The following is a 13,918-nucleotide window of genomic DNA, read 5'->3' on the forward strand; positions in this document are numbered from 1 at the left end:
GGCGAGCTCAGAGGGCTGCGGTCGGGCGGATCACCAGGCCGGTGCGCAGCTTGGGAGTGAAGAACGTCGACTTCGGCGGCATCAGCAGGCCCTCGCGCGCCGTCCGCTGGATCTCGGCCAGCGAGGTCGGCCGAATCAGGATGGCCGCGTTGACCTGCCCGGACGCGACCAGCTCGACCACCTCGTCCAGCCCGTGCTGGTAGCTCACCTCGGCCCGGCTGTCGGTCAGAGCGTGCTCGAGATAGGCCCCGTCGAGGGCCCGGACGTCGTCGAAGACCCCTGGCTTGGGGATCAGCCACTCGGTAGTGTCCGGGCCGATCAGCACCAGTCGGCCGAGTTCGACCATCTGGGCCAGCATGGCCGGCGTCGGTGCCGGGGCCAGTTCGATGTCGAAGCAGCCCGACAGGTTGGCCCGCAACTCGTCCACACAGATGTTGGTGTAGGTCCGGTGGATCGCCTCGATGCTCAGCTGATCGGCAACCAGCTCATTGATGAAGGTGAGGGTGAACTCGGCCTCGGTGTCGGTGCGGCCGGACGCGGCCCGCACCTCGTCACGGTAGCTGCGCGAGATCGAGTAGCGGTGGTGCCCATCGGCGATCAGCACGTCGTCGGCCCCGATGATCGCGGTGATCTCGGCGATCCGAGCCGGGTCGGTGATCCGCTCCACGCTGTGCAGCACACCATCGGCAGTCATCGAGCCGACCGGCTCGCCCGGCGCGGCCAGAGCGGCAGTCAGGCCCGAGGCAAGGGAGAGCCCCCAGACCGGGGACAAGTTGGTTGCGGTGGCCCGGGTGAGGTCGAGTCGGTCGGTGACCGCCTTGGGGGTGGTCCGTTCGTGGGGCAGCACCCCTCCGGCGTCCAGATCGACGACCTCGAGTCCGGCCAGCACGCCGACGATCGTCCGGTCAGTGCCGGTCGCGTCGGTGAACGACATCCGGTAGATGGTCAGGCTCGGCGTGTCGTCGCGCACCAGGACGCCGCTGGCCAGCCACTCGTCCAGGGTCCGAGCGGCCACCTGGTAGCGGTCGTCGCCGCCGGTGGGAACGTCCACATGCACGATGTTGTGCTCGTCGAGTGCGCCCAGTTCGGCCACGTCCGCGGCGGAAAGGACGTCATAGGGCGGAGCGATGACCAGCTGCAGGTCGGTGCCTGCCGCATATCGCAGGGCGGCGAAGGGAGCGATTTTCGGCATGGCTGAACGCTAGCCCACCGTGACCGGCCGGCCCGGACACAGCCCGATCCGCGGGCGGCCACGGCCATGCCGGAAGTGGGTCCAGCTCGGCCAAGATTCCAGCCGTCAGGGAGTTCTGCTATCCCCCTTTCGGGTGACATACTCCTAGCGAGGAGTATCGGCTCGCGCCGTCGAAGGTTCGTTGACGAACCACTGGGGGAGGCGCGTAGCTGCAGTTCGGACATTGGTATCGGGGGGTGACATGTCCGCGGATTTCACGATGGCTGTTTCTGCGTTCCCGTGGCCGGTCGCCTCGGGAACGCGTTCACGTGTGCGGCACTGGCGGGCCAGGCTCCGCCTTGCCCAACTACTCGCGGACGTCCTGGCTGTCTCCGCGTCGGTGACGGTGGCTGCCCAGGCCTTGTTCCGGCAGACGCCGACAGCGGCCGAGGCGATGCCCTATCTTGCGATCGCGCCGGTGTTGGCCGCGGCCTGGGTGGCCGCCCTGGACTGGACCGAGTCGCGTAGCTACCGGGTGGCCGGCACCGGGTCGGCGGAGTACGGACGGGTGATCGCGGCCAGTCTCGGTGTGTTCCTGCTGCTGGCCGTGACCGGCGCGGGGCTCCGCGTGCAGCTCCCGGTGGCACTGTTCACCATCACCCTGCCGCTGGGTGTGGTCTTCTTGCTCGGCGCGCGGTTGATCGTCCGACAGCACCTGACTCGGCTGCGGGCTCAAGGCGAGGCGATGACTCCGGCCCTACTGATCGGTGGTGCCACCCACCTGCGTGGACTGCTCGACCAACTCGATCGCCGCACCGAGGTCGGCTACCTGGCCACCGGGGTGTGCCTGCTCGGGGCAGGGTGCATCGATGGCGGCGACCGCCGGCTCGACTACTGCAACCTCGACCAGGTGCCCGACTTGGTGGAGTCCGGGCGATACGGCTCGGTGATCGTCAGCGGCGGGCTTACCCGCGACCAGCTGCGAGAGCTTGCCCGGCGGGTGGATGGCAGCGCGGCGGAAGTGTTGTTCCAGCCCCGGCTGGCCGATCTCTCCGGGTCGCTGCTGGGGCCCGATGAGGAAGCGGGGCTGGCGCTGCTACCCGTCCAGTCGGGCCGTGGCCGGTGAGCCGCACGGAGCGCTCGCGAGCCGTCGACAGATGCTGGCCCCGGGGCTGCGGGTCGGGTCGGGCTGCCTATGCCAGTAGGCTGGCCCAGCGATGAGCAGCCCGTCTGCCACCCCGGAGAGATAGCTATATGGAGCTCGCTGATTACCTGACCGTTCTGCGCAAGTACTGGATCAGCATCCTTGCGGTCACGCTGATCGGAGTGCTGGCGGCGGCTGGTGTCTCCTTGCTGACCACCCCGACCTACACGGCCAGCACATCGGTGTTCCTCACGGTCCAAAGCGGTGACTCCGCCGGCGAGCTTCAGCAGGGATCCACCTACGCCGAGAACCAGGTCAAGTCCTTCGCCCAGGTGGTCACCAAGCCAGTGGTTCTCGACGCCGTGATCAAGGAACTCTCCTTGCCCACCACCTCCACGGCGCTGGCCGCGCAGGTCACCGCCAGCGTGCCGACCGGCACCGCGATCATTGAAGTCCAGGTGGTCGGGACCAACCCCGAGCTGACCTGCCAGATCGCCGCTGCGATCGGCAAGCAGTTGATCGCGGCGGTCGGCGAACTGTCCCCGGCCGGGACCGGCAGCTCGCCCTCGGTGAAGGCGACGATCATCGCGCCGCCGGTCGTCCCGACGTCACCGACCTCGCCTCGGGTCGCTCTCAACCTGGCGCTGGGAGCACTGCTGGGGCTGCTGCTCGGAGTGGGCCAGGCGATCCTGCGCCGCCAGCTGGACAACACGATCGTGAGCGAGGCGGACGCCACCGCGGCCACCGGCCGATCGGTCGTCGGTGCGGTGACCTTCGACCCAGCGGCCAGCGAGCACCCTCTGGTCTTTACCGATGGGGCTCCGTCGCTGCGCGCCGAGGCCTATCGCCGGTTGCGCACCAATCTGCAGTTCCTGTTCGTCCAGGCCAAGAGTCGCTCTTTGGTGGTGACCTCCTCGGTGGCTGGGGAGGGCAAGACCACCACCGCTTTGAACCTCGCCTTCGCTTTGGCCGATGCCGGTGAACGGGTGCTGCTGATCGATGCTGATCTTCGGCTGCCGAAAGTCGCCAGCTATCTGAACCTGGAGGGTGCCGCCGGCCTGACCACCGTCTTGATCGGACGGGCCGAACTGCGCGATGTGGTGCAGCCGGCGTCCGCGAACCTCGATGTGCTGCCCGCCGGACAGCTGCCGCCCAACCCGGCCGAGCTCCTCGGCTCCGATGAGATGCGCAGCACCCTGGCTCTGGCCTCCCAGGCCTACGGCTACGTGATCATCGACTGTGCACCCACTCTCGCGGTGACCGACTCTGCGCTGTTGGCTCAGATGGCCGGCGGTGCCCTGGTGGTCGTCGGGAGTCGGGGCGTCCACCGCCCGGAGCTGGTGGCCAGCCTGGCCGCACTGGAGTCGGTGGACAGCAACATCATGGGCCTTGTGCTGAACAAGCTGCGCTTCGACTCCGGATCCGGCTACGGCTATCGCCACTATCGGCAGCAGTACCCGGCCCGGAACGCCGATCCTGGACCGCAAGCTCGCTAGCCATGACGACGTCGAGTCCATTCCGAGTTCTGGTGGTGTGTACCGGCAACATCAGTCGGTCGCCTGTGGTCGAGCATCTGCTCAACAATGACCTTGCCGACGGCTCATTGGTCGCGGCCAGCGCCGGGACCCAGGCGGTGGTCGAGGCCCCGATCGACCCGCCCATGGGCGATCTGCTGACCGGGATCGGAATCGACTCCAGCCAGTTCAGGGCGCGGCAGCTCCGGTCCTACCTGCTCTCCGAGGTCGATCTCGTGCTGGGCCTGACCAGAGAGCATCGTTCGGCTGCGGTCCAGCTGGAGCCATCGGTGGTGCGCAAGAGCTTCACGTTGCGCGAGTTCGTCCGGATTCTTCCGAACGCCGGCCCGTTCTTCGGCAAGACCATCGGGGAGCGAATGCAGTCGGCCACGGAAGCCGCCGCGCTGGCTCGGATGCGGGTTCCACCCACTCATCCCTCCGATGATGATGTGATGGATCCCTACGGGGCTCCGATTCAGGTCTATCGACGGGTGTTTGCCGAGATCTACGACGCGGTCACGGCGATCACCAAGGTCGTTGCATGAGCTGTCACTGAGCTAGGGAGGCGATCTTGAAGATCTCGGTCATCGGCTGTGGCTACCTGGGCGCTGTGCATGCCGCCGCGATGGCGCAGCTCGGGCACCAGGTGGTCGGCTTCGACATCGACAGCTACCGGATCAGCGAGTTGGCTGCCGGGCGGGCGCCGTTCTACGAACCGCAGTTGCCGGAGATCCTGGCCTCGGCCGGAGCCAAGGGCGGCCTGGCGTTCAGCACCGACCCGGCTGTGGTGGCCGGGGCGAAGGTGCACTTCGTGGCGGTCGGGACGCCGCAGCGGGCCGGCGGCTATGCCGCTGACCTGAGTGCGGTGGACGCTGCCATCGATGCCCTGATCCCGCACCTGGCTCCCGGCGACCTGGTGGTGGGCAAGTCGACGGTGCCAGTCGGCACGGCAGCGGCATTGGCCGCCCGGGTGGCGGCGGGTTGCCCGGGCGCGATGCTGGCCTGGAACCCCGAGTTCCTGCGCGAGGGCTTCGCGGTGGCCGACACGATCACTCCGGACCGGATCGTGTACGGGCTCCCGGCGGATCCCGCGCAGGCGGCGTCCGCCAAGGCGCTGCTGGACGAGGTGTACGCCACTGCGCTGGCTGCAGGGACGCCACTGGTGGTCACCGACTACCAGACCGCCGAGCTGGTAAAGGTGGCCGCGAACGCCTTCCTGGCCACCAAGATCAGCTTCATCAATGCCATGGCCGAGATCTCCGAGTCGGTCGGCGCGGACGTCACCCAGCTCGCCGACGCCATCGGTCACGACGCCCGGATCGGGCGCAGGTTCCTCAATGCCGGCGTCGGCTTCGGTGGCGGCTGCCTGCCCAAGGACATCCGCGCCTTCACCGCTCGGGCTGAGGAGCTCGGCCGCGGCGAGTCGATCGCCTTCCTCAAAGAGATCGATGCCATCAACCTGCGCCGCCGCCAGCGGGTGGTCGACCTGGTCACCGAACTGCTGGATGGTCAGGTCTTCCACAAGAAGGTGGCCGTGCTGGGGTTGTCGTTCAAGCCCGAGTCGGACGACATCAGGGACTCACCGGCCCTGGACGTGGCCGTCCAACTCAAGGGACTCGGCGCGGACGTGGTCGCGGTCGACCCGAAGGCCATTCCCAACTCCATGCGCACGCACCCCCAGTTGGCCTACACCGAAGAGGTGGAGACCGCGCTCAGTGGGGCGCACGCCGTGGTGTTGGTCACCGAATGGAAGGTCTTCCGGGACCTCGATCCGGCATGGGTGGCTGGACTCGTCGAACGCCAACTGATCGTCGACGGCCGCAACTGTCTTGATCCGGACGCCTGGCGGGCGGCCGGCTGGACCTACCGCGGCATGGGTCGCGGCTGATTCGGACGCCTGCCAGGGCGCCGGTCAGCGCAGGTACTCGGCCAGCCGGTCGGGCCACGGGGCCGGAGAGAAGCCGGTGCCCCGGAGCTTGGCCAGGTGCAGCGTGCTGTGCCGGGGCCGCGGGGCGGTGGCCTTGCCGGCGGAGTACTCCTCGGTGCTCTGCCCGGAGACGTCGGCGCGGTCGCGTCCGCTGAGTGCGAAGACTTCTGCGGCAACCTCGCGCCAGGAGACCGACGGGCCGGCGTTGGTGAGGTTGTAGGTACCCGTCGGGGCGCCGCTGCCGAGCAGGTGGACGATGCCGGCCGCGAGATCCGTGGTGAAGGTCAGCCGTCCGAACTGATCGTCGACCACCTTCGGACTGATTCCCTTGGCGGCCAACTCGGCCATGGTGCGGACGAAGTTGCGTCCATCGCCGATCACCCAACTGGTTCGCACCAGATAGTGCTGCGGGAGTTGCCCGACCAGTGCGTCGCTGGCCGCCTTGGTCTGGCCGTAGACGCCCAGTGGGCTGAACTGCTCGTCCTCCTGGTGCACCTCGACGGTGCCGTCGAACACGTAGTCACTGGACACATGGACCAGCGTGAGCCGGTGCTCGCGGGCGGCCCGGCACAGGTTCGCCACGCCGGTCACGTTCGCCCGCCAGCAGTCACGACGACCCTGCTCGGTCTCGGCCGCGTCCACGGCGGTGTAGGCGGACGCGTTGATCACCGTGCCCACCTCGCGCCAGTTCACGGCGTCCACCTGGGCCGGGTCGGTGACGTCGAAGTCGGGCAGATCCAGGCAGGTGGCCTCGGGGAGGAGCGCCTGCAGAGCGCGGCCCAACTGACCACCGGCGCCGATGATCACGGTCCGCTTCGGCGGCACCGGACGGGCCTGGGCCAGCCGCGGATGGCCCAGGTCGGCGGCGGAGATGGTGGCCTGATCGAGCGGGATCGGCCAGGCCACGTCGAGGGTCTCGTCGGCCAGGTTCACGTAGCTGTAGGAGGCGGTCGCCTCCGGGCTCCAGTGGTCGTTGACCAGGTAGGAGTAGACGGTCTCGTCAACCAGAGTCTGGTAGCTGTTCGCCACTCCGCGCGGCACGAAGACGGCGGTCTCCGGGCCCAGTTCCAGACTCACCAACTGGCCGAAGGACGCACCAGGTCGCAGATCCACCCAGGCGCCGAAGATCCGTCCGTTGGCGACCGAAACCAGCTTGTCCCACGGCTCGGCGTGGAAACCACGAGTCACCCCGGCCGAGCCGTTGTAGGCGATGCTGTGCTGGACCGGTCCGAAGTCAGGCAATCCGAGTGCGGTCAGCTTGGCCCGTTGCCAGTTCTCCTTGAACCAGCCGCGGTCATCGCCATGGACGACCAGGTCGACCACCAGCAGGCCGGGGATTGCCGAATGGCTGACTCCGAGCTCGGTCACTGGCCGGCCTTCGCGTACTTGGCCTCGGTGGCGGCCTTGAGCGGTCGCCACCACGCTTCGTTTGCTCGGTACCAGTCGATGGTGGCAGCCAGGCCGGCCTCGAAGTCGCGGTAGCTCGGCTGCCAGCCCAGCTCTTCGCGCAACTTGGTGGAGTCGATGGCGTAGCGCATGTCGTGACCGGCCCGGTCCGTGACGTGGTCGTAGGCGTCGGCCGACTGACCCATCAAGGTCAGGATCAGCTCGACTACCGACTTGTTGTCCTGCTCGCCGTCCGCACCGATCAGGTAGGTCTCGCCGATGCGTCCGGCTTCGATGATCCGCAGCACGGCCAGGTTGTGATCGGTGACGTGGATCCAGTCCCGCACGTTGGCACCGGCCCCGTAGAGCTTCGGCCGAATCCCTGAGAGCACGTTGGTGATCTGGCGCGGGATGAACTTCTCGATGTGTTGGTACGGGCCGTAGTTGTTCGAGCAGTTGCTGATCGTGGCCTGCACGCCGAAGGAGCGCACCCAGGCCCGAACCAGCAGGTCCGAGCCGGCCTTCGAAGCCGAGTACGGGCTGGACGGGTTGTACGGCGTGGCCTCGGTGAACCGCGCCGGGTCGTCCAGCTCGAGATCGCCGTAGACCTCGTCGGTGGAGATGTGGTGGTAGCGGACACCGTGGCGGCGCACTGCCTCCAACAGGGTGTAGGTGCCAACCAAGTTCGTGGTGATAAACGGTGACGGGTCGTTCAGCGAGTTGTCGTTGTGGGACTCGGCCGCGAAGTGCACCACCAGGTCCGCCTCGGCCACCAGCTGGTCGACCAGAGCGGCATCGGTGATCGAGCCGACCACGAGCTTCGCCCGGGCGTCCACCGACTCGCGGTTGCCGGCGTAGGTGAGCGCGTCGAGCACGGTCACCCGGTCGTCGCTGGTGTCCAGGACCAGCCGGACGAAGTTTGCGCCAATGAAGCCGGCGCCGCCGGTGACCAGGATTCTTCGCATGACCAAAAGCCTACGATGCGGGCTGGCCGACATGAAATGCTGTGGCCATGCGCGGAATCATTCTGGCCGGCGGATCCGGCACCCGGCTGCACCCGATCACCCTGGCCAACAGCAAGCAGCTGGTGCCGGTGTACGACAAGCCGATGATCTACTACCCCTTGTCGACGCTGATCCTGGCCGGGATCCGCGAGGTCCTGGTGATCACCACTCCGCATGAGCAGGCTGGCTTCGTCCGGCTACTCGGCGATGGTACGCAATTTGGTATGGAAATCAGCTTTGCCACCCAGCCTGAGCCCAAGGGATTGGCCCAGGCATTCACCATTGGTGCCGATTTCGTGGGTGGCGAGAAGTCCTGCCTGGTGCTGGGGGACAACATCTTCTACGGCTCGGGGCTCGGCACTCAGCTGCAGGCCCAGGCCGAGGTGTCCGGGGCAGCCGTGTTCGGCTACTGGGTGGCCGACCCGACTGCCTATGGCGTGGTCGAGGTGCGGGACGGGAAGGCGATCTCCATCGAAGAGAAGCCGGCCCAGCCCAAGTCGCACTATGCGGTCCCCGGGCTGTACTTCTACGACGAGCAAGTCACCGAGATCGCGGCCAACCTGGCACCGTCGGCTCGAGGTGAGTACGAGATCACCGATGTCAATCGGGTCTACCTCGAGCGCGGTGAGCTCAACGTGTCTATCCTGCCGCGTGGCACTGCCTGGCTGGACACCGGCACCTTCGACTCACTGCTGGATGCCAGCGAGTTCGTCCGGACCCTGCAGGCCCGACAGGGGCTCCAGGTCGGCTGTCCGGAAGAGGCCGCCTGGCGGGCCGGCTTCCTCAGTGACGACGAGCTGTCGGCCCGGGCGGACGTCCTGGCCAAGTCGGGCTACGGGGCCTACCTGCGCGGGCTGCTCGCCCAACCGCGCTAGCTGATCGCCCCGCCGGCGCCCCCGCTTCCCGGTTCGCGCTACCGAACGCAACCCTTGCTGCCGAAAGATCGGTAGCGGGAGTTGCCTTCGGTAGCGAACGCGGGGGTGGACGGGCGAAGCGCGGTGGGTGGTAGTAGCCACAAGTTGCCAGCTGGCCCCCACCCTGGGGGGAGCGGAGGCCAGCTGGTTTACGAACGGTGGCACCGGCTAGAGGGGGATCACACCCAGCGCCACCGACGATCAATAGGCCCCGGACGACCCCACGACGGCCCGGGCGGTCTTGGCCAGGATCATCAGATCCTGCACCAGCGACCAGTTGTCCACGTAGTACAGATCGAGGCGGACGGTGTCGTCCCAGGAGAGGTTCGAGCGGCCGGAGACCTGCCACAGGCCGGTCAGGCCGGGGCGGACGTCCAGGCGACGCCGGGCGTCCGAGTCGTACTGAGCCACTTCCGATGGCAGCGCCGGCCTCGGGCCGACCAGGCTCATATCGCCCCGGAACGAGTTGAAGAACTGCGGCAGCTCGTCCAGTGAGAAGCGGCGAATGAACCGTCCGACCCGCGTGATTCGAGGGTCCTTGGTCATCTTGAACAGCGGTCCGGCACCCTCATTGGACGCGATCAGCGCGGCCAGTCGGGCTTCGGCGTCGGGAACCATGGAACGGAACTTCAAGCACTCGAAGGTCTGCCCCTTCAGGCCGACTCGGGTCTGCCGGAACAACACCGGGCCACCGTCCTCAAGCTTGATGGCCAGCGCCACCAGCGCCATCACCGGAGCCGAAGCGATCAGCAGCAAACCCGAGCCGATCAAGTCGAAGGTGCGCTTGATCCAGCGCGCGGCGGCGATCGCCTGCGGACGATCGACGTCCAGCAGCGGCAGGCCGGCCACCGGACGGATCTCCAGCCGCTGTGCGGAGATGTCGGTGACGGCCGGGACCACGATCATTTGAATGTCCTTGGCCTCGAGCTGCCAGGCCGTCCGGCGGAAGTCGGCCGGCGCGGAGAAGGAGCCTTCGGCGAAGATCACGCCGTGCACGCCCAGGTCGTCGACCAGGTTCACGGTCTCGTCGATCCGGCCCAGCACCGGCAGGCCGCCCGGAGTGCTCGACTGGACGTCGCTGGTCACCGCACCGACCACCCGATAGCCGAGCCAGGTCTCGCGGCGCAGCACCTTGGCGATCGCGTCCACGTGGCCGCTTTCGCCGGCCACTAGCAGCGGAGTGACTCCGATGCCGCGGCGGTGCAGGGCGACCATGGTCCGACGGCGCAGGAAGCGGCCGAGCAGCAGCACCCCGGTGCCGAAGGTGAAGGTGAGCAGGAAGACCGAGCGCGGAAACTCCGTGCGCAGCAGGTAGACGCCGACGCCGACCAGTGCGGCCAGCGTGAACGAGGCCATCAGCACCCGCTTGTACTCCACGGCGCCGGCCCGCAGATGGCGCGGGTTGGCGGCTCCGAAGAAGTACAGCATGACCAGCCAGGCCAACCCGATCAGCGGAATGCCGAACTGAATGGCTCGGTCGGTCGGTGTGTCCTCGATCCGCAGCAAGCCGCGCGCAGCGACGACTGCGACCAGTGACATGGTGATCAGCAGCGCATCGATCAGATACACGATCAACGTCTGCATGGTCCGGTTGTAGCGACCGGTATGCGCAACTCGTTCCTCGACTGAACCGTCAAGATACGTCGTTAGTGTGGTCATGGCCCCCCGACTCTGACCCACAAATCCCCCAGAACAGGCGATCCCCCGAAAGCCTGTGCCTGCCGGCGAAGTTCCCAATTTCTCCCGGCGACGGATTCATTATCCTCGGGCGGCCAAGGCTTGGCAATGCGTGGGTACCCCGACCGGGTGACATTACTTACTCACCGCTCACGGAGCCGCCCCGGGTGCTGCGGTCGTCCGCTTGTCGCCTAGCTGAGCGATGCGATTTGCCGGAATACTTGGTGACGACTCGGCAGACACTTCTGAGCCGCCGTGCAACGAAAGCGGGAACGATGGCTGTAGTCGGTTACGTCCCTGGAGCCTGGGACATGTTCCACATCGGACACCTGAACATCCTCAAGCGCGCCCGCGAGCACTGCGACACGCTCGTGGTCGGCGTCGTCACCGATGATGCCCTCACCGCGATGAAGGGAAACCCACCGATCGTGCCCTTCGAGGAGCGGATGGCGATCGTCGCCGCGATCGGCATCGTGGACGAGGTTGTCGCCGACGACTCCTCCGACAAGCTCCGGGTGTGGCAGCGGGTGCATTTCGACATTCTGTTCAAGGGCGACGACTGGCGCGGCACCGCCAAGGGGCAACGGCTCGAGGAGTCGCTGGCCACGGTCGGCGCGAGCGTCCATTACTTCCCGTACACACTGACCACCTCGTCCACCGAACTGCGGCGGGTCATCACCTCATGGTGAGGGTGGCGGTACTGACCTATCGCCGCCCCGACGACCTTGCCGCCATCCTTCCCGAGCTCTCCCGAGAGGCGGACGCGGCCCGGGCGGCTGGCTGGGACGCCGACATCCTGGTGGTCGACAACGATCCGCAGGCCAGTGCCCGCGAGGTCGTCACCGCCGCCGGGGTGAGCTACGTCCACGAACCCGAGCCCGGGATCGCCACCGCCCGTAACCGGGCACTGGACGAGTCGTCCGACTGCGATCTGCTGGTCTTCATCGACGACGACGAACGTCCGATCGAGGGCTGGCTGGTCCTCTTGCTGGAGGCCTACCGACGCTACGGATGCGCCGTGGTCGGCCCGGTGATCTCCCGCTTCGACGGAGAGCCGGACCCCTGGATCATCGACGGCGGCTTCTTCACCCGGCGCCGGATGCCGACCGGCACCGAAATCACTGTTGCGGCCACCAACAACCTGCTGCTCGATCTGGGTGAGGTGCGTGCGCTCGACCTGCGCTTCGACGCCGAGTTCGGGATCAGCGGCGGCAGCGACACGGTGTTCACCCGACAGCTCGTCCAGCGCGGCGGACGGATGGTCTGGTGTGACGAGGCCATCGTCTACGACGTGGTCCCGGCCAACCGGGCCACCCGCGACTGGGTGCTGCGCCGGGCCCTACGCAGCGGCAGCTGCTGGAGCGCGTCCAGCCGTCACCTGGCCCGCACTCCGGGGGAGCGCTTGCGCTGGCTGGCCGCCGACTTCGGCTCCGGGCTGGCCCGGGTGGCCGGTGGTCTGGTCCGGATGGCGGCCGGCGTCGTGGCCCGCGACCGGGGGCTGCGCGCCGCCGGAGCCCGCAACCTTGCTCGCGGAACCGGCCTGGTGGCCGGCGTCTTCGGTTACCGTTATTTCGAGTACAAGCGGACGGGACCCACGAATGGCTGATCGAGCAGAGCCCTGGTCGCAGATCCGGGCTGAGCTCGCCAAAGCCCAGAAGAGCAACCGCAATGCGCCGGCCTACTCGCGCTGGATCAACCGTCCGCTGGGCCGGATCTTCGCGGCCACCGCCTTCAAGCTCGGGATGACCCCGAACCAGGTCACCGGGGTGAGTGCGGTGTTCACCTTCGCCGGGATCGGCCTGCTGGCCACCGGCACCGCGTCCTGGGTGCTGGCCATCGCGGTGACCGCGCTGCTGGTGATCGGCTACGCGCTGGACTCCGCCGACGGCCAGGTGGCCCGGCTGCGTGGCGGCGGCAGCCCGGCCGGGGAGTGGCTGGATCACATGGTCGACGCCGTGAAGATCTCCAGCCTGCATCTGGCGGTGGCGGTGTTCTGGTTCCGCAACCTGGATGGCCTGCCGGTGGTCACCACCCTGATCCCGCTGGTCTATGCGATCGAGGCCGCCGTCTGGTTCTTCGGCTTCATCCTGACCGACCTGGTGCTACGCGAGCGCGGCGCCAAGCAGCTCACCCTGGCTCACCAGGAGGCATCGCCGTCGGCCTTCGGTTCGCTCATCGGCATCCCGGGCGACTACGGCTTTCTCGCCCTGTCGATGATCCTGATCGGCGTGCTGCCGGTGTGGCGGGTGGTCTACAGCCTGCTCCTGCTGGCCAACCTCGGGATCCTGACCATCCAGTCGGTCCGCTGGTACCGGCGGGTGCTCACCAGTACTTCTTGACCTCATCCCGGGTGGCCGCGATGTGCGCCCGGCTGGACGCCCCGAACACGATCGACTCGATGTTGGGCTGCGTGCAGACCCACTCGATGGCCTCCGCGGCCGGGATCGCGCCGGAGGCGAACACCGACATGGCGATCGCTCGGAACGGACGCTTCTCCAGCGCCTGCTGGTAGCCCTCGACGCCGCCGCTCATCCGGAAGCCGAGCTTGTTGATGTTGGAGCACACGATCGGGTTGACCAGTCCGACCTGGTCCAAGGCGTCCAGCAGCATCGGGGTGTTCATGGTGATGAAGCCCGGCTCTGCGTGATAGCGGGTGCGGACGTGCTCGGCGAAGGTGGCGAAGGCATCCAGGAAGCCCATCCCGAGCAGTAGGTCGACCACCACGTTCTGCAGGAAGACCACCGGCGTGGACAGGCCCTCGAACATCTTCATCTCGGCGTCGATCAGCAAGGTGGTGACGCCCTCGATGTCCTTCTTGGCCAGCGACATGCCGCCGCGCATGGCGGCGTCCAGGATGCCGCCGTCGGGCAGGAAGCGACGGATGGCGCCGATCGGGCCGTCCTCGGTCATGGCATTGGCGTACTTGTGGGCGTACGGCATGCACGGGAAGAACTTCTGGTCGGGATAGCGCTCCGGGTTGGCCCGGACGTGCGCAGTCACCTCGGCGATCCGGTCGTGGGTGGTGCACATGAAGGTGGTGACGCCCTCGTCATAGGCATCGTCCAGGACGGCCTGGATGGCCTCGATGTCCTGGAAGCGCATGGCCTGTGAGCGGGCCTTCTCCTCCGACATGTGGTTCACGCCGAAGAACTGGTTGTCTCCGAAGAGCAGTCGGTCCATG

13 protein-coding genes are annotated in these 13,918 nt (G+C 67.5%); 8 read left to right on the plus strand and 5 right to left on the minus strand.

The genetic code is table 11. The features are described 5' to 3' along the window. Positions 1–7: 7 nt before the first annotated feature. The gene (locus ATK74_RS00755) at positions 8–1,192 is read right to left on the minus strand and encodes a DUF1015 family protein (RefSeq protein WP_098459249.1); all 1,185 of its coding nucleotides are present in this window, start codon (positions 1,190–1,192) and stop codon (positions 8–10) included. Between the two features lie 310 nt (positions 1,193–1,502). Here ATK74_RS00755 and ATK74_RS00760 point away from each other — a divergent pair, with 310 nt between their 5' ends. From ATK74_RS00760 to ATK74_RS00775, 4 genes are all read left to right on the plus strand, one after another. Then, complete coding sequence (locus tag ATK74_RS00760) at positions 1,503–2,297, plus strand: nucleoside-diphosphate sugar epimerase/dehydratase (RefSeq protein ID WP_143483516.1); 795 nt, start codon at positions 1,503–1,505, stop codon at positions 2,295–2,297. 128 nt (positions 2,298–2,425) lie between these two features. Then, entirely contained in the window at positions 2,426–3,811 is a 1,386-nt protein-coding gene (locus ATK74_RS00765) for a tyrosine-protein kinase domain-containing protein (RefSeq protein WP_098459251.1), read from the plus strand. 2 nt (positions 3,812–3,813) lie between these two features. Continuing rightward, the gene (locus ATK74_RS00770) at positions 3,814–4,374 is read left to right on the plus strand and encodes an arsenate reductase/protein-tyrosine-phosphatase family protein (RefSeq protein ID WP_098459252.1); all 561 of its coding nucleotides are present in this window, start codon (positions 3,814–3,816) and stop codon (positions 4,372–4,374) included. A gap of 26 nt (positions 4,375–4,400) precedes the next feature. Further along, on the plus strand, positions 4,401–5,717 hold the full coding sequence (locus ATK74_RS00775; protein WP_098459253.1) for a UDP-glucose dehydrogenase family protein: 1,317 nt from the start codon (positions 4,401–4,403) through the stop codon (positions 5,715–5,717). A 24-nt stretch (positions 5,718–5,741) separates the two neighbouring features. On the opposite strand, the gene ATK74_RS00780 is transcribed toward ATK74_RS00775, so the two are convergent. Both ATK74_RS00780 and rfbB read right to left on the minus strand, forming a co-directional pair. Further along, positions 5,742–7,124, minus strand: a complete 1,383-nt coding sequence (locus tag ATK74_RS00780; protein WP_098459254.1) for a sugar nucleotide-binding protein — start codon at positions 7,122–7,124, stop codon at positions 5,742–5,744. Further along, on the minus strand, positions 7,121–8,107 hold the full coding sequence (gene rfbB / locus ATK74_RS00785; protein WP_169923672.1) for a dTDP-glucose 4,6-dehydratase: 987 nt from the start codon (positions 8,105–8,107) through the stop codon (positions 7,121–7,123). The genes ATK74_RS00780 and rfbB overlap by 4 nt, the downstream gene beginning before the upstream one ends. A 47-nt stretch (positions 8,108–8,154) precedes the next feature. Between rfbB and rfbA the strand changes: the two genes are divergently transcribed. Further along, a complete protein-coding gene (gene rfbA, locus ATK74_RS00790) occupies positions 8,155–9,021 on the plus strand; it encodes a glucose-1-phosphate thymidylyltransferase RfbA (protein WP_098459256.1) in 867 nt (288 codons plus the stop codon). A 240-nt stretch (positions 9,022–9,261) separates the two neighbouring features. Here rfbA and ATK74_RS00795 read toward each other — a convergent pair whose 3' ends face one another. Beyond that, positions 9,262–10,644 carry a sugar transferase gene (locus ATK74_RS00795; protein WP_211283239.1) on the minus strand — a complete coding sequence of 461 codons (1,383 nt, stop codon included), beginning with the start codon at positions 10,642–10,644 and terminating at the stop codon, positions 9,262–9,264. A gap of 368 nt (positions 10,645–11,012) precedes the next feature. Between ATK74_RS00795 and ATK74_RS00800 the strand changes: the two genes are divergently transcribed. The 3 genes from ATK74_RS00800 to ATK74_RS00810 are packed head-to-tail and all read left to right on the plus strand — an operon-like array spanning position 11,013 to position 13,076. Beyond that, a complete protein-coding gene (locus ATK74_RS00800; protein ID WP_098459258.1) occupies positions 11,013–11,426 on the plus strand; it encodes an FAD synthase family protein in 414 nt (137 codons plus the stop codon). Positions 11,427–11,428: 2 nt separating this feature from the next. Then, positions 11,429–12,343 carry a glycosyltransferase family 2 protein gene (locus ATK74_RS00805; RefSeq protein WP_211283240.1) on the plus strand — a complete coding sequence of 305 codons (915 nt, stop codon included), beginning with the start codon at positions 11,429–11,431 and terminating at the stop codon, positions 12,341–12,343. Continuing rightward, entirely contained in the window at positions 12,336–13,076 is a 741-nt protein-coding gene (locus ATK74_RS00810; RefSeq protein ID WP_098459260.1) for a CDP-alcohol phosphatidyltransferase family protein, read from the plus strand. The genes ATK74_RS00805 and ATK74_RS00810 overlap by 8 nt, the downstream gene beginning before the upstream one ends. On the opposite strand, the gene ATK74_RS00815 is transcribed toward ATK74_RS00810, so the two are convergent. Beyond that, positions 13,060–13,917, minus strand: coding sequence for a hypothetical protein (locus ATK74_RS00815; protein ID WP_211283241.1), 858 nt, complete (start codon positions 13,915–13,917; stop codon positions 13,060–13,062). The two genes, ATK74_RS00810 and ATK74_RS00815, sit on opposite strands and share 17 nt — an antisense overlap. Position 13,918: the final 1 nt, after the last annotated feature.

This window comes from Propionicimonas paludicola (genome assembly GCF_002563675.1).
Taxonomy (GTDB): domain Bacteria; phylum Actinomycetota; class Actinomycetes; order Propionibacteriales; family Propionibacteriaceae; genus Propionicimonas; species Propionicimonas paludicola.

What these genes read in the sequence shown, in the direction of transcription:
- rfbA (WP_098459256.1), top strand. Translation starts at nt 8,155, where the DNA reads ATGCGCGGAATCATTCTGGCCGGCGGATCCGGCACCCGGCTGCACCCG.
- ATK74_RS00770 (WP_098459252.1), top strand. Translation starts at nt 3,814, where the DNA reads ATGACGACGTCGAGTCCATTCCGAGTTCTGGTGGTGTGTACCGGCAAC.
- rfbB (WP_169923672.1), bottom strand. Translation starts at nt 8,107, where the DNA reads ATGCGAAGAATCCTGGTCACCGGCGGCGCCGGCTTCATTGGCGCAAAC.
- ATK74_RS00810 (WP_098459260.1), top strand. Translation starts at nt 12,336, where the DNA reads ATGGCTGATCGAGCAGAGCCCTGGTCGCAGATCCGGGCTGAGCTCGCC.
- ATK74_RS00800 (WP_098459258.1), top strand. Translation starts at nt 11,013, where the DNA reads ATGGCTGTAGTCGGTTACGTCCCTGGAGCCTGGGACATGTTCCACATC.
- ATK74_RS00755 (WP_098459249.1), bottom strand. Translation starts at nt 1,192, where the DNA reads ATGCCGAAAATCGCTCCCTTCGCCGCCCTGCGATATGCGGCAGGCACC.
- ATK74_RS00815 (WP_211283241.1), bottom strand. Translation starts at nt 13,917, where the DNA reads ATGGACCGACTGCTCTTCGGAGACAACCAGTTCTTCGGCGTGAACCAC.
- ATK74_RS00795 (WP_211283239.1), bottom strand. Translation starts at nt 10,644, where the DNA reads ATGCAGACGTTGATCGTGTATCTGATCGATGCGCTGCTGATCACCATG.
- ATK74_RS00765 (WP_098459251.1), top strand. Translation starts at nt 2,426, where the DNA reads ATGGAGCTCGCTGATTACCTGACCGTTCTGCGCAAGTACTGGATCAGC.